The sequence below is a fragment of the Rugosibacter aromaticivorans genome (assembly GCF_000934545.1).
Lineage (GTDB): Bacteria > Pseudomonadota > Gammaproteobacteria > Burkholderiales > Rhodocyclaceae > Rugosibacter > Rugosibacter aromaticivorans.
Window position 1 is genome coordinate 692,941 of sequence record NZ_CP010554.1, and the last position, 18,828, is coordinate 711,768.

Genomic DNA, 18,828 nt, shown 5'->3' on the forward strand with positions numbered 1-18,828 from the left:
CTCATCCTGCTTTGACGGGGTTGCACCGCCGATAAGATCGCACACTTCGCCAAGTGGGATGTTCGGGAAAAACGAAGCGCGTGCAGCCGCCTCCCGATACCGCTCCCCACTGAGGTTGTAGTCGCCATTCGCGGCGATCTTCTCCTTTGGCACTATCTGGGCGGTGGACGCGAGGGAGAGGATGGATTCGGTGGAGGCTTTGGAGCGCAGCGCGTGCAGGTACGCAGCGAGTTCGGCCTGCACCTGTTGGCAGGTCGTTCTTTTCGATGGCGCGGCGCTGGGCGCCGAGGCCGTAGCCGTCGTTCTCGACTTTGAAGAAGGCGATGGTGTCGCTCTGGCGGGCGAGAGACTTGTCGAGGATGAGGATGGAGGTTTTCACCCCGGAATAGGGGTTGAAACAGCCCGCCGGGAGCGAAACGACGGCGACGAGGGAATTTTCCACGAGCAGTTTGCGCAGGTCTTTGTAGGCGGTCTGGCTCTGGAAGATGATGCCTTCGGGGACGATGATGGCGGCGCGGCCGGTGGGGGTGAGGTGCTCGGCCATGTAGTCCACGAACAGGACTTCGCTGCGCTTGGCCTGGATGGAGAAGCGCTTGTGCGGCTTGATGCCGCCTTTGGGCGACATGAAGGGCGGGTTGGCGAGGATGACGTCGGCGAAGTCGTTCCAGCGTTCTTCGCTGGTCAGGGTGTCGTACTCGAAAATATGCGGGTCGGTGAAGCCGTGCAGATAGAGGTTCACGAGACTTAGGCGCACCATGTCGGGCGAGATGTCGTAGCCCTTGAAGTTTTTGGCCAGCGCGCCGCGCTCGTCCGGGGTGAGCAAATCACCGGGGCGTACAGCCGTCCCCTCACCCCGACCCTCTGATGAAGCCCCTACCCTTCGGTATCCCGCGAGGGGCGAGGAGGAATTTTGGTTAAGGATGTGTTTGTAGGACGAGATGAGGAACCCGGCAGTGCCGCAGGCCGGGTCAAGTACGGTTTCATTCTTCTTCGGGTCGATGACTTCGACCATGAAATCGATGATGTGGCGCGGGGTGCGGAACTGGCCGGCATCGCCCTGGCTGCCGAGCACAGAGAGCAGATATTCGAAGGCGTCGCCGAGGCGCTCGCTGTGGTCGTATGAAAATTCGTCGATGATTTTCAGAAACGATTTCAGCGTCTCGGGGTCGCGGTAGGGCAGGTAGGCGTTCTTGAAAATGTCGCGGAACAGCGGCGGGATGCCGGGGTTCTCCGGCATTTTGGTAATGCCTTCGGCATAGAGGTTGAGCGTTTCATGGCCGCCGAGGCCGCTGCGCATGAGCTTGGCCCAGCCGTAGCGGGCGAAGTTGCCGGTGAAGAACTTGCGTTTGCCGCCGAGTTCCTCGCTCTCGGCGTCCATGTCGTCCATGAACTTGTAGATCAGGGCGATGGTGATTTGTTCGACCTGGCTTTTGGGGTCGGGGACTTTGCCGACGAGAATATCGCGGGCGCTGTCGATGCGGCGTTTGGTGGTGGTGTCTAGCATGGGGAAACCTTATTTGACATGGATAGACAGGATTCGCAGGATAAAAACCCAAAGCCTTTAATCCTGCTCATCTTGTTTATCCATGCTCATGTTTTTGTTTCTCGTGAAGCGTTTGTATTCGAGTTTGGGGGTGCCGAAGTTGATGAGCAGGCCAACTTCGATCCCGGTGGCGTTGAGATAGTTGATGATCTGTGCTTGGTGTTCCGGCGTAATGGCCTTGACGGCTTTCAGTTCGACAATGACCTTTCCTGCAACAAAAAGGTCAGCAAAGAAGTCCCCGACGCACTCGTTCCTGAATATCACCTTGACAGGATGCTGAGCGATTACCGACAGGCTCTTTTGCCGCAGAGCCAAGAGAAGGGCTTTTTCATAGACCGATTCAAGGAAGCCAGCACCAAGCTCGTTGATAACTTCAAACGCACAGCCAATAACCGTCTTTGTGATCTCTTCGTGTTTCAAACCCGAATCCTGTCTATCCTGTTTATCCATGTTTTATTTGCTCATGCAAAATATGGTTCTCTCTGGACGTGAGATGGATGTTCCCTGAACCTCGATAGTGTTTTTTTTGGTTTTACTCATAGGGTTGGCTTTTAGGGTGGAATAACGCTAAACCCCTCGAATTCGAGGGGTTTTAATTATGGCGAATTCGCCACACACAAACGCTGCCTGAATGGATTCATGATTCAAGGCGCGAACTGGTTCAAAGACACATAGTCCTTGATGTAATCGGGAATCATGGCGCGGTATTTTGCGGGCACGGCCTTGAAGTCGCGGGTGGAGAAATACGGGTTGGTGGCCAGGTCGGTGAAGTGCCCGCTCTCAATGATGCCGCGCACCGTGTCGCTGGTGGCGTAGGCCTTGAAGAAGGTTTTGATGGCCGGGATGGCGGCAGTACCTTCCGGTTTGGTGTCGGCGACGAACTTGGCGAACTCTTCTTCCAGCAGTTCATCCCTGGACTTGAAGCGCGGAATAAGGCCGAAGACTTTTTCGAGGATTTCACGCAACGTCAGGCGCCGATCCACGGCGGCAGCTTTGCGCAGTTTGTCGAGGCTGTAGTACTCGTGGGGTTTGTCGAAGATTTCACGGTTGACGTAGTCGATGACGCGATCCCACTGCCCGGCTTCGACGGCGGCGGCGATGGTGGCGTTGTCGCGCACGCTGTCTTCGAATTTCTCGAAGAACATGCGGTCGATCTTCATGCCTTCCTGGGTGATCTGCTCGACCTTGAGCGAGGCAATGAGATCGTTACCAAGGTGTTCATAAGCGCCATCGACCCCTGCCGGGCTGGTGTCGCCGCCGTTATCGCTGCCTTTGCCTTGGGGTTTGGGCAGCTTGAGCACTTCGTCGTAGTTGAACTCCTCTTCGAAATATTCGCAGTTGGCGAAGAAGTCGAAGAGTTTGAAGGCGGTCTTCTGCGGCTTCGTTATGCTGTCCTTGAGGTTGTCATCGAAAAGCTGTTCGAGGAAGTTGTGCTTGCGCGTGCCGCGCCCCTTGATCTGGATGAAGTCGGTCGGCGAAAAAATCGGACGGAACAGGCCGAGGTTGAGAATGTCCGGGCAGTCGTAGCCGGTGGTCATCATGCCGACGGTGACGCAGACGCGCGCTTTGCTGGTTTTGTAAGCGGGGATGAAGTTGGCCGAGCCGAGCAGGTTGTTGTTGACGAAGGTGATGGTGAATTGCTGGGCGTCTTGAATTTGCGAAGTGACTTGCACGGCAAAGTCGGATTGGTATTTGGCCGGGAACATGCGGTCGGCCATCTGGTTGAGAATCTGCGCCAGCTTGGCGGCGTGGTGCTGGCTGACGGCGAAGATGATGGATTTGCCAATTTCGCCGCTGACCGGGTCGCGCAGGGCGTTTTCGAGAAAGGTTTTGCAGAAAAGCTGGTTGGTGGCTTCGGAGAAAAAGCGTTTTTCGAATTCGCGCTGCTTGTAGGTTTCTTCCTGATCATTGCCCGCATCGTCAGCCAGCGTGACGGCATAGCCTGCTTCGGAAAGCAGTTCGGTGGTGATCTCGGTGCGGGCATCCACCACTGTGGGGTTGATGAGATAGCCTTCTTTTACGCCGTCGAGCAGCGAGTAACGATAAGTGGGCTGGCTGTTTTCGCAGCCGAAGGTGCGGTAGGTATCCAGCAGCAGACGCCGCTCGGCTTCGCGCGGATCGCGGGTGCGCCCGTTGGAGCCGTCGAAGCGGCGCAGATAGTCGCGCGGCGTGGCGGTAAGGCCAAGTTTGTAGCCGATGAAATAGTCGAACACGGCGCGGGCGTTGCCGCCGATGGAGCGGTGGGCTTCGTCGGAGATGACCAGGTCGAAGTCGGTCGGCGAAAAAAGCCGCTGGTATTTGTTGTTGAAGAGCAGCGATTGCACGGTGGTGACGACAATCTCGGCGCGCCGCCAGTCGTCGCGGTTCTCCTTGTAAATCACGGTCTGGAAATCGGCGGACAGCAGCGCCGCGAAGGCTTTTTTGGCCTGATCTTCCAGTTCGAGGCGATCCACCAGAAACAACACGCGCCGGGCATTGCCGGAACGCAGGAAGAGCTTGATGACGGCGGCAGCGGTGAGTGTTTTGCCGGTGCCGGTGGCCATCTCGAACAGGAAGCGGTCTTTGCCTTCTTGCACCGCCTGTTGCAAGACATGCACGGCCTTCAACTGATAAGGCCGCAAGAAGCGCAGTTTGTTGGCCTGTATGTAGCCGGGGCGTTCGGCTACATTGCGCCACGCCGCATCGGATTGATAGTGCGGGCGCAGGGTCAGCGCGATGTAGTCATCATTAACGACTTCTTCGATAAGGCGCTGCGGGTTGGGTGTGACTTGCTGGTAACCGGTGACTGAATCCGGCGTAGGTAAGGAGGTAATCAGATAAGGATTACCGCGCGCCAAATCCCAGAAGTAGTGCAGGTTGCCGTTGGAGAGAATGACGAAGCGGCAGTTTTGCGACTTGGCGTATTTGCGCGCCTGCTCCTTGCCGACGAGCGGATTTTTGTCCTCTGATTTGGCCTCCAGGACGATCAGCGGGAAGCCTTTGGCATCGAGCAAAAGAAAGTCGATGAAGCCCTTGCTGGTTTTCTCGAAGTTTTCGCCAAGGGCATCCAGATCAGATGATTTGAGCGTGACGCTGGGTTCGAGGCGAATGTTCGCTGGCGCATCGCCTTCTGCAAAGAATCGCCAGCCAGCGGCTTCAAGCAGCTTGTTGATCTTGATGCGGGCTGTGGCTTCTTTATTGGACACTGATTTTGTTCTCTTATCGCAGTCTAGTTCAAGATGTGTTTTGAGTTGCAGACAAGTTCATTGACTGACGGATGAGTCTTTCAGCGCCTCAGCCAAATCCATCACCGCAGCGGCGTAGAAGCTGCTGCGGTTGTAGCGGGTGATGACATAGAAGTTTTGGTAGCCCAGGCGGTATTCGGTGGGCGCGTCGGGGGTGATGAGGTCGATCAAGGCGGCGGGTTGGTCGCTGAGTCGACCATTTGTCGCCGTGTCACCAGCGCCGATTTTTTGAATCTGTACCTGCCGTGTAGCCAATTCGCTGGGGCGGCGCTGCGGCGCGATGCCTTCATCCAGCAGGGCCTGAAGACCATCGCCGCTAACCGTGACGCGCTCGGCGATGGGGCCGTCTTTTTCCCAGCCGTGCGCGGCCAGAAAGTTTGCTGCACTGCCGATGGCATCCACAGGGCTGGCGGCGAGATCAATCTTGCCGTCGTTGTCGAAATCCAGCGCGTATTTTCGTCGTGAAGAGGGCATGAATTGCGGCAAGCCCAGCGCACCTGCGTAGGAGCCGGTGTAACTCAGTATCGGGCGATTTTCTTCCCTGGCCAGCAGGAGCAGTTCAATCAGCTCCTGGCGGAATAGTTTGGCGCGCGGCGGGTAGTCAAAGGCCAGCGTGGTGAGGGCGGAGAAAGTGGTGTAGTTGCCCGTGTGTTTGCCGTAAATCGTCTCGATGCCGATGATCGCCGCGATAATTTCTTTCGGCACGCCAAAGCGCGTCTCTGCGGCAGCGAGTTCGTTGGCGTAGCGCTGCATGAAGGCTTTACCCGCCGCGATGCGCACTGGCTCGACGAAACGGCTGCGATAAGTGCGCCAGGAACGTATCCCCGGATCGGCGGGTGGGCGGATGGCTTTTAACACTGAAGGAATGGGCTGGGTGACGCGAAACAGTGCATCGAGTGTCATGCGGTCATAACTGTATTCGGTGGCCATCTCGTCGATGAATGCTTTGACATCCTCACGCTCGGCATAGCTGTTGGCTTGGTGATTGGTTTGACTCTGCGCGGGTAACGCCAAGAACAGGCAGAGCAAGAAAAGGTATTTCACATATTTCAATTTCATAGTGACAAGTCGCGGATATATTGATTGAGTTCGACCAAGCCCGCGCTGGGCGGGTGGGCAGCATAGCGCAGGCGGGCGTAACTGCGGGCGATGGCGTGAATTTTTGTCGCATGCAGAGGGAGTTGGCTAGCCGCGCGTGCAGCCAGGGTGTCCGGCCCTTCCCACGGCTGCCAGACAATGCCGCGCTTGGCGAGTTTGGCGGTAAAGCGCCGCCAGGCACGGCGGACGGGATCGATACGCTCGCGCTGGCGCAGCACCCAGCCGGTGAGCAGCAGCAAGGTCGTGCCGCAGAGCACAGCCAAGAGGGCTGTCATGTTGCGCCAATCGGCATCCAGCCCGAGGCGAGTTAATAAATCGCGCTGGCGTTGCGGGTCATACCCCAGCACCCATTGGTTCCAGCCGTTGGTGACGGCGTCGATCTGGTAACGAATGGCCTTGAGCCAGGCCATTTCATTGCGCGCTAAAAAAGGCAGTGTTTCATCTGCCGGGATGGCGGTGGCCAGGCTGCTGTCAATGCGCCGTGGTGCGGCAATGGCGGTCGGGTCTACGCGCACCCAGCCTTGTTTGGCAAGCCATACTTCCGTCCAGGCGTGGGCGTCATATTGGCGCACGACCAGAAACCCGTCGACGGGGTTGATCTCACCGCCTTGATACCCGGCCACGACGCGCGCGGGGACACCGGCGGCACGCAGGGCAAAGGCAAAGGCGGAGGCAAAGTGCTCGCAAAAGCCGCGTTTGTTGTCAAACAAAAATTCATCGACACTATCGCTGCCGGTAAGGGGCGGGTTGAGGGTGTAGCGCAACAGCTGGCGACTAAAAAAATCTTCGGCTGCTTGCACAATGGCGGCGTCATTGTCGCCATGACGTTGCCTCCAGCTGATCGCTATGGCTCGGGTGCGCGGGTTGCTGTTTTTGGGCAAGGCCAGAGATTCCTGCAAAACCTCTGGCGGGTCAGTCAGGCCTTTTCGGATATCCGGCACGGCGCGCTGCGTGTAGCGCATGCGGCTGCGCACAGGTTGCCGGGATAACAATTGATAGTCGCGGGTAAGGCCGCTTTCCGTGGGCAGCGTGGTGGGGAATTCCAGTGCGAAGAGCCAGCGTTTGCCGTGCGGCTCGAGGGTGAGTTCATAGTCGATCGGCTTGCTACGCCTGCTTTCTTCAGCATACGGCGGGGTAGTGTAGGCCTCACGGGTTTGTGATACGCGCCAGGTGCGTCCATCAAAATCAGGCATTACCAGGCCGCGCCAATACAGGCTGGATTGCGCGGGCGCTGCGCCAGTAAACGCGACGCGAAAGGCAATGGCGTCTGACTGTGAAAGCTGTGCAATGGTGCCCGGCGCCATGGCATCGGTGAGCCCGGAAAGCGCTGTGCGGCGGTCTTCTGGCAGGCCCCACAACGGGCCGTTCACCCGCGGGAAAAGGATAAACAGCAACAGCATGAAGGGCAGCGCTTGCAACAGCAGGCGACCCGCGTGCTCAAATTGTTGCTTGATGGTTGGCCGATCATTATTGGCGGCGAGCAAGGCGGCGGTGGTAATGACAACCGCAAGACATGTCATGAGCGCTGTGAGCAGCGTTTGGGTAAATAAAAACTGCCCGAGGATGAGAAAGTAGCACAGCAACACGGTCACTACCGCATCGCGTGGCGCGCGCAGTTCCATGAGCTTGAGCGAGAGAAAAATCAGCAGCAGCGCAATGCCCGGTGTGCGGCCAAACAGGCTGCGGTACTCAAAAAAGACGCCGAGTGAACCAGCGACGACCAATGACACGAGCAGCCAGCGTGGCGGCAAGCGCCCACCGCGCTGAATGAGCCACGCACGCCAGACAAAGGCCACGCCAACACATAGCGTCAGCCACACCGGCATATGCGTGGCCAAGGGAGCAAACGCGGTGACAGCAGCAAGCAGAAGCCACTGGCTTTGGCGGCGGCTTACCGGGCGATCAAGGCGTGCCATGAGCACGTGATGCGGCGGGTAATGCGTATAGCGCCAGCGCTTGTAATCCGGCGGCACGGTGTGCGGCACCTTGCGCGGGGGCGAGACGCACGGATGGCAGACGCAAGCCCCAGTGCATGCCAGCGGTATCGGCATCCAGCAACCAGCGGGTAAGGCACGCGATGCGCTGCTCGGTGGTGAGTGCGCTGGGTGCGGCATCCCAATCTAGCCAGAGCTCTTGCGCCGACTGGCCGCTAAAGAGTTTGGTTTGCAGTTTTCCGTCGTCTTGCCGTGCAGCGGCTTTCCACGCGACGTGACGCGGCGGGTCGGCCGGTTGGTGATGGCGCAGGCCGGCAAAATCATCCGCACCTTGACCGACATTGCTTGCGCCCTGGAATGCTTCGCTGTTCCAAGGCAGCGGTGGTGCGTTGCGTGCGGGTGCGGGGTAAACCAGGCAGCGCATATCCGGCGCGATATAGCTCCACGCACGTATCAGGCCCAGCGGCCAGGTGGTTTCGACGGTTACTCGCGGCAGGGCCAACCAGCCACGCTGGGTGGCTGGCAGCGTGAGCGTGGCGGTGTTGGTAGTGTGCGCGGGAAGATCAATCTCGACAGGTGGTTCACCCGAGAATGACAACTGCATGTTGATGCGCGCGTCCCGCCGGGTATTTTCCAGTAAAAGATCAAAGCTGGCCAGATCACCCGCAAAGACCGGCGGGCAGCGCCCTGGCCGCAGGGTGAGCTGCACGAGATTGCGAAAGGTATGCAGGATCGTCACAATGCCCAGCCCGGCCAGCCAGAAAACTAGCGCATGGCCCAGGCTCAGGTTGTAATTCACCGCACCCAGAAAAATAGTGATGAGCGCAACGGCAAAGGCCAGTCCAACGCGTGTGGGCAGCACATACACACGCCGCTGAACCAGCGTGATGGGTGTTGGCTCGGGCGTAGGCACGCGCAGTGCCCAGCGCACAAAGCGCTCGTGTAGAAAGTGGCGCAGCCGAGGCAGCATGATTGGCTGTATCAGGGCAGGGGCACGGCCTCGATGAGCCGGTTCGCCGTGTCACCAGCGCCAGCGCTATGCGTCCCTGCGGGAACTTTTCGCGTGTCATCGTGCAAGCGAAGTCGATGCGCCACGACGCCAGGGAGCACCGCTTGCACGTCTTCCGGCAGCACGTGGTCGCGGCCATCCAGCAGCGCCCAGGCACGGGCAACGGCGAGTAGCGCGAGGCCTGCGCGCGGGGATAAACCCGCTACCCATAACGGCGAGCTGCGCGTGAAGGTGGCCAGCGCCTGAATGTAGTCAATCAGCGCAGGCGAGGCGTACACGCTGCGCGTTTGTTGCTGTAATTCGAGCAATTGGGGCGGCAAAAGGCGCGGGGTGAGTTCGGCTACCATCTGGCGGCGGTCCGCTCCCGCCAGGAGTTCACGCTCAGCGGCGGCATCGGGATAACCCAGTTCAATCTTGAGCAGGAAACGATCGAGTTGTGACTCAGGCAGGGGAAAGGTGCCGATTTGAAACGCCGGGTTTTGTGTGGCAATGACAAAAAAAGGCGCAGGCAACGCGCGCGTTGCCCCTTCGATGGTGACTTGCCGTTCTTCCATGGCTTCGAGCAGTGCGCTTTGTGCTTTGGGCGTGGCACGGTTGAGCTCATCGGCCAGCACCATCTGCGTGAAAATCGGCCCGGGGTGAAAATGAAATGCCCCACTGGCCCGATCAAACACCGAGACGCCAATAATGTCGGCGGGCAGCATGTCACTGGTGAACTGGATGCGTTGCAGATCGAGCCCCAACACTCGCGCCAGCACATGCGCCAGCGTTGTTTTACCCACTCCGGGCAAGTCTTCAATCAGCAAGTGACCGCCAGCGAGCAAACAGGCCAACGCCATGCGGACGGGTTCTTTTTTACCAAGAATAATGCGGTTAATGTCAGCCAGTAGCTGGGTTAAAAGCAAATGACGTTCGCTGGGTTGCATGAGGTGCGGGAGGGAATGAGTGGGATAAGGCGTGGGATAGGCAATAATAACGGGAACTTATTGTTTCGATTGTAAGTCATCAGGCCACCTATCTTTTTATGACGACCGCTTTCATTTCCCACCGCGATTGTAAGCTGCATGACATGGGTGCACAGCACCCCGAATGTCCGGCGCGGCTTGATGCCATTCGTGATCAGCTGACTGCCACCGGGCTGGATGGGTGCTTGGCGTTTCACGATGCGCCACTGGCCAGCATGACTCAATTGCAACGCGTGCATCCGGCGGATTACATTGAGTACGTGCAGGCAAACAGCCCGGTGCAGGGCATTGTGCATCTCGACCCGGATACTGCGATGTCGCCCGGCACGTGGCATGCTGCGCTGCGCGCCGCGGGCGCGGGGTGTGATGCGACGGATCGCATCATGCGCGGGGAAGTGGACAACGCATTTTGTGCCGTGCGCCCCCCGGGACATCATGCTGGCCCGCGTCAGGCGATGGGCTTTTGTTTTTTTAACAACATTGCTGTCGCCGCGCGTCATGCCCTCGCCGTTTGGCCGCTATCGCGGGTGGCGATCGTCGATTTTGACGTGCATCATGGCAATGGCACCGAAGCGGTTTTCTCGAATGATGAAAACGTGTTGATGGCGGGCACGTTTCAGCATCCGTTTTATCCCTACAGCGGCACAGAGCATCCAGCCACCAACATGTGCAACGTGCCCTTGGCTGCCGGCACGCGGGGGGAAGGCTTCCGTCAGGCAGTTACTGATATCTGGTTACCCCGACTGCATGATTTTCAGCCGGAAATGATTTTCATCTCGGCAGGCTTTGATGCGCATCGTGAGGACGACATGGCCTCGCTGGGCTTGGTTGAGGACGACTACGCGTGGGTTACGACGCAGATCAAACACGTGGCGGCGAAAACAGCCCACGGGCGGATTGTGTCGATGCTGGAAGGTGGCTACGCGCTCTCAGCTTTGGGGCGCAGTGTGGCAGCCCATCTTCGCGTGCTGGCCGATGTGTAAATCGAAGTGTAAATGGATGTTTCAATGGAGATGAATGGCCATAGTCAAGCGTGGCCATCGGTTAGAATCGGCTTTTTGGTGCATTGCTTACATTGCTTATTTTTATGAAGACAACACAAGCTGCTATTCAAGGGTCAATTCCCGCCATCATTACCCCCATGCAAGCGGATGGTTCGCTGGATGTGCCTGCCCTGCGGCGGTTGCTCGACTGGCATATCGCTGAAGGTTCTGACGGCATTGTGGTGGTGGGCACGACGGGCGAATCGCCGACGGTTGATTTTGCCGAACATTGCCTGTTGATTGAAACCACGGTGCAGCATGTGGCCGGGCGGATTCCGGTCATTGCGGGAACCGGCGCGAACGCTACCCGCGAAGCGATTGAGCTGGCACAGTTTGCACGGCAAGCCGGTGCAGATGCCCATCTTTCTGTGGTGCCTTATTACAACAAGCCAACGCAGGAAGGTCTGTTTCAGCATTTCAAGGCGATTGCCGAGGCGGTGGCGTTGCCCATGATTGTTTATAACGTGCCTGGCCGCACCGTGGCAGATTTGTCGAACGAAACGGCGCTTCGCTTAGCGCAGGTGCCAGGCATTGTCGGTATTAAGGATGCGACGGGGGATATCGAGCGCGGGTCGGATTTGTTGCGCCGCGTGCCCCAGGGTTTCGCTGTTTATAGCGGTGATGATGCGACAGCGTTAGCGTTGATGCTGCTGGGGGGGGGCGGGTACCATTTCTGTGACCGCCAACGTTGCTCCACGGTTAATGCACGCCATGTGCCGAGCAGCACAGGCGGGCGATTTGTCTACAGCGCGCGCGTTAAATTTTCAGTTGCTGGATTTGCATCGTGATCTGTTTATTGAGCCCAGCCCATCGCCGACCAAGTGGGCGCTACAGCAAATGGGTTTGATCGATGGCGCCTTGCGGTTGCCCCTTCTGCCGCTCACTGCAGCATCTTGTGAGCGTGTGCGTGCTGCCTTGCGTGCAGCGGATATCGTCATTTAATCTGGATTTAACTACTCATGAAACGTCTCTCACTCTTGTTGCTGCTGGTTAGTGTGATGGCTGGCTGTAGCGGCCCGCTGATCGAAACCAAAAAGATCGAATACAAATCTGCTGGCAAGGCAAAATTGCCTTCGCTGGAGATTCCTCCCGATCTGACGCAGCCTAGCCGTGATGAGCGCTATGTGGTGCCTGATGTGGCCGGTAGCAAAGGCCCCGCGACCTATTCAGCGTATGCCAATGAACGTGGCGAGACGCGTGCCGAGCCTTCTACTGACGTGTTGCCGCAGGTGGACAAGATGCGTATCGAGCGGGCGGGTACTCAACGTTGGCTGGTGGTCTCCGGTAGCCCGGAAAAACTCTGGCCTGTTGTGAAGGAGTTCTGGCAGGAGATGGGCTTGCTCATCAATGTTGAATTGCCCGAGGCGGGTATTATGGAGACAGACTGGGCTGAGAACCGGGCCAAGTTGCCACAGGATTTTATTCGTAGCACGCTGGGCAAAGTGTTCGATGACGTTTATTCAACCGCTGAACGCGATAAGTTTCGTACCCGTCTGGAAAAAGGTACTGAACCGGATACCACCGAGATTTATATCAGTCATCGCGGTATGGCTGAAGTTTATGTTTCCGAGGGAAAGACGGAAACCCGTTGGCAGCCTCGCCCTGCAGACCCTGAGCTGGAAGCTGAAATGTTGCGCCGACTGATGGTACGTTTGGGCGCGCAAGAAGCGCGTGCCAAGACACTTATTTCTGCTGAGCAAGCACCCGAGCGCGCCAAGCTTTCGCGTGCTGCCGATGGTAGCGGGGCCCTGGTGCTCGAAGAGCCGTTTGATCGCGCCTGGCGGCGAGTAGGGCTAGCGCTGGACCGTATCGGTTTTACCGTAGAAGATCGCGATCGTTCGCAAGGGCTCTACTATGTTCGTTATGTCGATCCGGAAGCTGATAACAAGAAAAAGGAAGACCCGGGCTTTTTTTCCAAGATGATGTTCTGGAAAGGGCGTGAGGCGGATAAGGATAAACCGGTTCAGGCTGCGCAATATCGTATTCAAGTCAAAAAAGAAGGTGACACCAACATTGTTCATGTGCTGACTCGTGAAGGTGGTGTGGATAATTCGGCCATATCGAAACGGATTATTGGTTTGTTACACGAGCAATTGAAATAAAGCGTAGCGATAACGTCGCCCCCCGCTTCAATAGTAAGGATAAGGCGATTTTCGTCCGCCAGTGCTTTTTTCTTTCTTGAATGGCGTTCAGAATGGCGTTCATTCAATTTGAGTCTTTATTTTTATTTATTGTCATTCTTTGTCGTGAGCCAATAAAAAAGCCAGCCCGAAGGCTGGCTTTTTTATTGGTGAAGAAGAAAAATTACTTCTTCGCAGCGTCAGCGGCAGCAGCAGGAGCGGCGGCGGCAGCAGCGGCGGGAGCAGCAGCGTCAGCAGCAGCAGGAGCGGCGGCAGCAGCGGCAGCGGGAGCAGCAGCTTCAGCAGCAGCAGGAGCGGCGGCGGCAGCGGCAGCGGGAGCTTCAGCAGCAGGAGCAGGAGCAGCTTCTTCTTTTTTAGCGCAACCAGAGATGGCAAGAGCCAGCAAGGCAGCAATCAATAGGGATTGTTTCATATGTTTATTTCCTTAACGTTAGGGATTAATAGGCCAATTGGTTTCGACCGAGGCGAATAAATACATAATTCAACTCAATCGGATGCGGATTCTAACATGATGTTTTTTATTTGTGACAATGGTTCTGTTCCTGGGTTTCAACTACAAACCGGTTGTTTTTATTCTCAGGCAGGGATGGGATAGCTGCCAGAGTTCTTCAAACCGCTGTTGCCATGGTTGGATGGCGGTTGGGTCTTCACGTATCAAAGCGCATCGAACGTGGTCAATATGGAATCGGCGCACGCCATGGCAGCCGTCAGCTAACAGATGCGTATCGGCAAGCTGGCGCAGATTGTCGGGGCTTTGGCGCACATCAACTGCATGCGCATAGCGGGTGAAGAGGTTCATCAGTCGTGGCATATGGCTATCCAGCAAATGGGTTTGGTGGATCACGATGCGTAATTTTTTCGTGCGCTCACTCGGGTGCTGAGCGTGCAGAAAGTTGCCTAGTTTGGCTAAGCGCTGAGGTTCTTCCAAACGGAGTGTAGCCAGGTCGCGATCAAAGATGGCAATGGTGCTCGCGGCGCTATCGAGCACTGTGTCTATCGCAGCGCGGTATTCGCTTTCGCCCGTTAGTAGGGCGTATTGGCTAGAGGGTGCTGTCATGATGCTGGCCAGAGAAATCCATCGCAATAGGCTTCATACAGCAGGCCGATGGCATCATCAAGTGCATGTTGGGCAAGCGCTACACCGCTTGGCCGCGCTATTTGCAGGGTGCGGCGGTTGGCAAGTTCACGTATGAGGGGCTTCACGTGAGCAGGAATTTTCCAGTCTTCTCCATTGAGATAAAACTGGTTTCCCGAAAACAGCAATTGGCTGGCGGGTGCGAGGACAACGCCCTTGCGCTTTGTGGCAGCGGCGAACCGTGTGATGGTCAGCGGGTGTGATGGCGGGTCAAAAAATACGCTGGCTTTAGGTTCAGTGAGTGATGCACCCAAAAAATCTCGCACCGTGGTGCGGTTCCAGCGAATCGTTGACAGTATTGCTGCAACTTGATCAATCATGGCTGCGCCAATTTCAGCGGCATGCCGAGGTTTTTTCAAGTCCGGGTCACTGTAACGGCCGGGCAAGGTAAGCCGCTCTTGCAAGAAGGAGAGAAACTGCTCGCCTAATTCCTGTGCTGTGGGTGCACGAAAGCCAACAGAAAAAGTCATGCATTCACCGACGGCAACGCCATCGTGCGCCCATTGTGGGGGAAGATAAAGCATGTCACCTGGGCCTAGGAGCCATTCCTGGGTAGGATGAAAATTCTTGATGATGCGAATGGGCAAGTCGTCGATCAGGGTTTTATCTTTTTGTTTACCGATGTGCCAGCGCCGACTTCCCATCCCTTGAATCAGGAAGACATCATAGTTATCAAAATGCGGGCCGACGCCGCCAGCATCGGTGGCATAGCTCACCATCAAGTCATCCAGCCGGGCATAGGGGATGAAATCAAAGCGCCGCAATAGCGCGTCACCCGCAGCATGGGCGAGGTTGACGTTTTGTACCAGCACAGTCCAGGGGGGCGCGGCGCGTTTGAGTTGCCGCAATGAAAACGGCCCGTGATGCATTTGCCAGCCATCAGCGCGAGTAATCAGGCGAGATTCAATATCTTCGTCTGTCGCTAGATGGAAGAGATCATCGCGGCTGATGAGTCGGGCTATTTCCGGTACGGCACCGCGCACCAGCAAAGGTTTTTTTTGCCAGTATTCGGCAAGAAAGCGTTCAGGCGTCAAACTGCCGAGTAGAGTAGATAATTCAGGCATCATCGGCCGATTATAATCGCCGCTTTTCCCAGATCGCATCATGACAATCGTCGCTATTGAATCCCTCGACAACGAAGGGCGAGGCATTGCCCATGTGGAAGGTAAAGTCATTTTTATAGAGGGCGCGCTGCCGGGGGAAAGGGTCGAGTTTTCAAGTTATCGGCGCAAGCCGAGTTATGAGCAGGCGACTGTCACGAAGGTGATACGTGCGTCGAGTCAACGGGTGACACCGGCTTGTCCGCACTTTGGCGTTTGTGGCGGGTGCGCTCTGCAGCACTTGAATATTGCCGCTCAAACGGCCGCCAAGCAACGCGTGCTGGAAGACGCGTTCTGGCATATCGCGCGCCTTAAGCCAGAGCAGATTTATCCACCTGTTGCCGGGGGCGCTTGGGGTTATCGCCATCGGGCGCGATTCTCGGCACGGTGGGTATCGAAAAAGGGGGGCGCGCTGGTTGGTTTCCGTGAAAAGCACAGCAGTCACGTTGTAGTCATGGATTCCTGCGCGGTGTTGCCGCCGGCTGTGTCGGCGCTGATCCCTGAATTGAAGCGGCTGATGGCGGAGATGTCTGCGCCAGAGCATTTGCCGCAGATAGAAGTGGCCATTGGAGACGTGCAAACCGCGTTGTTGCTGCGGCATCTTTCGCCGCTCAGTGCTGCAGATGAGGATCAGTTGCGGTGCTTTGCCGACGCGCAGGGCGTGGTCTGGTACTTGCAATCCAAGGGGCCGGAAACGGTCAGGTTGTTTTACCCCGAGCATACGCCGCTACTGACCTACGCCTTGCCCGACTATAGCCTTGAGTTTCGTTTCTGGCCGACAGAATTTACGCAGGTAAATGATGGTGTTAACCGTATGCTGGTGCGCCGTGCCATGGCGTTACTGGCACCGCAAAAAGGCGAGCGGATTGTGGATCTTTTTTGTGGTTTGGGAAACTTCACTTTACCGATCGCGCGTTTGGGCGCGACAGCATTGGGGATCGAGGGCAGCTCGGCGTTGGTGCAACGTGCCGAAGAAAATGCCGCGTTGAATGGTTTGTCAGCGCAGTGCACGTTTGCTGTGGCCAACTTATTCGAAGCCACTGAGGCTGGTTTTACCGCGCTGGGCCGGGTGGACAAACTCTTGATTGATCCACCACGAGAGGGCGCGTTTGCCTTGGTCAACGCACTACCGGCAGGAGACAGGCCACGGCGCATTGTGTATGTTTCTTGCAGCCCGGCAACTCTGGCACGCGATGCCGCCGTGCTGGTGCATGAAAAAGGGTATGCCCTGCGTGGAGCGGGCATTGCCAGCATGTTTCCGCATACTTCTCACGTCGAATCGATTGCCGTGTTTGAGCGATAGCAGCGAAAAAAGCGACCCGGCAGGGTCGCTTTTTACTTTGTACTTTGTACCACTAGTGTCCGGTTAAATTGAGACGTACCGACGGCAACGCCAACAATGATAAGGGTTTCAAGCGATTCATGGGTGTCCACGATTTGAATTTCATCTTGCGCATTTGCGATCATTCCGGGTTTGGAGAGCTTGGGGTGACGTATGAACGTGGGCAAGACGCTGTTTGCGCAAGTCATGGAGTATGTGCCGTGGAAGACCTTCGGGCGCATCATCGACCGTCATGGCGGCGATGCGGGTGTGCGCACTTTGGGTTGCGCCGACCTGTTTCGCGTGATGGCATTCTCGCAATTGACGTGGCGCGAGTCTTTGCGCGACATCGAGGTCTGCCTGGCATCCAATCAATCCAAGCTGTTTCACATGGGTTTGAGCAGCATACCCGCACGATCGACTCTCTCGGATGCGCTGAATCAGCGGGACTGGCACATTTATCACGCGCTTGCGATGCGCTTGATCGTGCGAGCCAGGAACCTCTACGCCGCAGAACCAACGGGACTGGAACTCGATGCGACGGTCTACGCGCTGGACTCGACCACCATCGACTTGTGTTTGAGCCTGTTCGATTGGGCTCCGTTTCGCAGCACCAAGGCGGCGGTGAAGATGCACACGCTGCTGGACTTGCGCGGGGCGATCCCGGCCTTCATCCACATCAGCGATGGCAAGATGGGCGATGTCAAAGTGCTCGACATCTTGCCCATCGAAGCGGGTGCGTTTTACGTGATGGATCGGGGTTACGTGGACTTCGACCGGCTCTTCAAGATACATCAGGCCGGCGCGTTCTTTGTGACCCGCGCCAAACGCGGCATGGATGCCCATCGGGTTTACTCGACCAAGACCGACCGAAGCACCGGTGTGATCTGCGATCAGGCGATTCGGCTCAACGGGTTTTACGTGTCCAAGGACTACCCAGAGCATTTGCGGCGCATCCGATTCAAAGACCCCGATTCGGGCAAAACGTTGGTGTTTCTGACCAACAACACAACGTTGCCGCCGTTGACCATTGCCGCGCTGTACAAGAGCCGCTGGCAGGTAGAGCTGTTCTTCAAATGGATCAAGCAACACCTGCGCATCAAGCGCTTTCTGGGAACCAGCGAGAACGCGGTGAAGACGCAAATCTGGTGCGCCGTTTCCACCTACGTGCTGATCGCTATCGTCAAGAAAGAGCTCCATCTCAATGCCTCGCTCTACACTTTGTTACAGATATTGTCGGTCTCGATTTTCGAGAAAACCCATATTTCATGCGCCTTGCAGCCAGACACTACTGGAGTCATTGCGCCATTACCCAATAACCAAATGATTCTATTTGATTTTTAACCGGACACTAGTGACTTTGTACTATGTATCAAATATCGATTGTTGTGACAGTGACTGTATCTACCGCGTCACCAGCGCCGACTTTTTAGTCGCGGTTACCGCTCAAGGCCATCAACAGGTTCAGTAAGCTTACAAACACGTTGTAGATGTCAAGATAAACCGCCAAGGTTGCACTGATGTAGTTGGTTTCGCCGCCTTGGATAATGCGGTTGATGTCATACAAAATGTAAGCAGAAAAAAGCACGACGGCGATGGTAGAGATCGTTAGTGCCAAGGCGGGAATCTGAAAGAACATGTTGGCAACCATTGCCACCAGCAACAGAACAACGCCAACGAACAAAAACTTGCCAAGGTTTGAAAAATCACGCTTGCTTGTCGAAGCGACGCCCGCCAAAGAAAAGAAAATCGCGCCCGTGCCACCAGCGGCCATGGCGATCAAGCTGCCCCCGTTGGAAAAGCCCAGAGCCACTTGCAGCATGCGTGACAGCATCAAGCCCATGAAGAAGGTGAAGCCAAGTAATAAAGCCACGCCCATGCCACTATTTTTGGTGCGCTCAATTCCCCACATGAAGCCGAAGGCAATGCCAAGAAAAACCATAAAGCTGATGAAGGGGCTGCCAGCAAAGAGAGCAAATTTCATTTGCACGCCAACAAGTGCGCCGAGTACGGTGGGCACCATGGATAGCGCAAGTAGCGCATAGGTATTGCGGAGTACACGATGCTGGTTTTCAGCACTCGTTTGCGCCAGGGTTTGTGTGTAGGTGTTCATGTTTTCCATAGAGTACGTTTCCTTTCAGGTGGTAATACCGTATATTCGATATCTAAATACAAGAATGGTTCATTTAGTGCGCATAAATGATAAAGTAAAACCTCTTGCGCAGAGGCAAGAAGTGGGGTTTTTCTTGCGCCTTGCTTACGCACTGCATCTTAGTCCCTGCATCTTAGTCCCTGCATCTTAGTCCTATTGTGGC

At 56.4% G+C, this 18,828-nt stretch carries 15 protein-coding genes and 1 pseudogene; 5 read left to right on the plus strand and 11 right to left on the minus strand.

Features of this window, described 5'->3' with window-relative positions:
• Position 1 precedes the first annotated feature (1 nt).
• From PG1C_RS03630 to PG1C_RS03660, 7 genes are all read right to left on the minus strand, one after another.
• Positions 2–1,504, minus strand: coding sequence for a class I SAM-dependent DNA methyltransferase (locus PG1C_RS03630; protein WP_202636056.1), 1,503 nt, complete (start codon positions 1,502–1,504; stop codon positions 2–4).
• Between the two features lie 57 nt (positions 1,505–1,561).
• Entirely contained in the window at positions 1,562–1,993 is a 432-nt protein-coding gene (locus PG1C_RS03635; protein WP_202636057.1) for a GxxExxY protein, read from the minus strand.
• Between the two features lie 194 nt (positions 1,994–2,187).
• Entirely contained in the window at positions 2,188–4,728 is a 2,541-nt protein-coding gene (locus PG1C_RS03640) for a DEAD/DEAH box helicase family protein (RefSeq protein ID WP_202636058.1), read from the minus strand.
• A gap of 57 nt (positions 4,729–4,785) precedes the next feature.
• On the minus strand, positions 4,786–5,811 hold the full coding sequence (gene mltB / locus PG1C_RS03645; RefSeq protein ID WP_237218284.1) for a lytic murein transglycosylase B: 1,026 nt from the start codon (positions 5,809–5,811) through the stop codon (positions 4,786–4,788).
• Positions 5,812–5,822: 11 nt separating this feature from the next.
• Positions 5,823–7,838 (minus strand): transglutaminase TgpA family protein, encoded by a 2,016-nt coding sequence (locus PG1C_RS03650; protein WP_202636060.1) that lies wholly within the window; start codon positions 7,836–7,838, stop codon positions 5,823–5,825.
• Positions 7,768–8,769 (minus strand): DUF58 domain-containing protein, encoded by a 1,002-nt coding sequence (locus PG1C_RS03655; protein WP_202636061.1) that lies wholly within the window; start codon positions 8,767–8,769, stop codon positions 7,768–7,770. Before PG1C_RS03655 ends, PG1C_RS03650 begins: the two co-directional genes overlap by 71 nt.
• Before the next feature lie 11 nt (positions 8,770–8,780).
• The gene (locus PG1C_RS03660) at positions 8,781–9,734 is read right to left on the minus strand and encodes an AAA family ATPase (protein ID WP_202636062.1); all 954 of its coding nucleotides are present in this window, start codon (positions 9,732–9,734) and stop codon (positions 8,781–8,783) included.
• Between the two features lie 143 nt (positions 9,735–9,877).
• Between PG1C_RS03660 and PG1C_RS03665 the strand changes: the two genes are divergently transcribed.
• The 3 genes and pseudogenes from PG1C_RS03665 to bamC all read left to right on the plus strand — a co-directional run bounded on the left by PG1C_RS03665 (position 9,878) and on the right by bamC (position 12,918).
• A complete protein-coding gene (locus tag PG1C_RS03665; RefSeq protein ID WP_202636063.1) occupies positions 9,878–10,756 on the plus strand; it encodes a histone deacetylase family protein in 879 nt (292 codons plus the stop codon).
• A 104-nt stretch (positions 10,757–10,860) separates the two neighbouring features.
• Positions 10,861–11,758, plus strand: a pseudogene (gene dapA, locus PG1C_RS03670) (4-hydroxy-tetrahydrodipicolinate synthase).
• Between the two features lie 17 nt (positions 11,759–11,775).
• Positions 11,776–12,918 (plus strand): outer membrane protein assembly factor BamC, encoded by a 1,143-nt coding sequence (bamC, locus tag PG1C_RS03675; protein ID WP_202636064.1) that lies wholly within the window; start codon positions 11,776–11,778, stop codon positions 12,916–12,918.
• Positions 12,919–13,050: 132 nt separating this feature from the next.
• Here bamC and PG1C_RS03680 read toward each other — a convergent pair whose 3' ends face one another.
• The 3 genes from PG1C_RS03680 to PG1C_RS03690 form a co-directional block, all read right to left on the minus strand.
• Positions 13,051–13,332, minus strand: coding sequence for a hypothetical protein (locus PG1C_RS03680; protein ID WP_202636065.1), 282 nt, complete (start codon positions 13,330–13,332; stop codon positions 13,051–13,053).
• A 178-nt stretch (positions 13,333–13,510) separates the two neighbouring features.
• Complete coding sequence (locus tag PG1C_RS03685) at positions 13,511–14,014, minus strand: DUF7931 domain-containing protein (RefSeq protein WP_202636066.1); 504 nt, start codon at positions 14,012–14,014, stop codon at positions 13,511–13,513.
• The gene (locus tag PG1C_RS03690; protein WP_202636067.1) at positions 14,011–15,159 is read right to left on the minus strand and encodes a cupin domain-containing protein; all 1,149 of its coding nucleotides are present in this window, start codon (positions 15,157–15,159) and stop codon (positions 14,011–14,013) included. The genes PG1C_RS03685 and PG1C_RS03690 overlap by 4 nt, the downstream gene beginning before the upstream one ends.
• A 37-nt stretch (positions 15,160–15,196) precedes the next feature.
• Between PG1C_RS03690 and rlmD the strand changes: the two genes are divergently transcribed.
• Together rlmD and PG1C_RS03700 are read left to right on the plus strand one after the other, a co-directional pair.
• Entirely contained in the window at positions 15,197–16,495 is a 1,299-nt protein-coding gene (rlmD, locus tag PG1C_RS03695; protein ID WP_202636068.1) for a 23S rRNA (uracil(1939)-C(5))-methyltransferase RlmD, read from the plus strand.
• Positions 16,496–16,687: 192 nt separating this feature from the next.
• On the plus strand, positions 16,688–17,857 hold the full coding sequence (locus tag PG1C_RS03700; protein ID WP_202634501.1) for an IS4 family transposase: 1,170 nt from the start codon (positions 16,688–16,690) through the stop codon (positions 17,855–17,857).
• An 85-nt stretch (positions 17,858–17,942) separates the two neighbouring features.
• On the opposite strand, the gene PG1C_RS03705 is transcribed toward PG1C_RS03700, so the two are convergent.
• A complete protein-coding gene (locus PG1C_RS03705; protein ID WP_284431835.1) occupies positions 17,943–18,626 on the minus strand; it encodes a Bax inhibitor-1/YccA family protein in 684 nt (227 codons plus the stop codon).
• Positions 18,627–18,828: the final 202 nt, after the last annotated feature.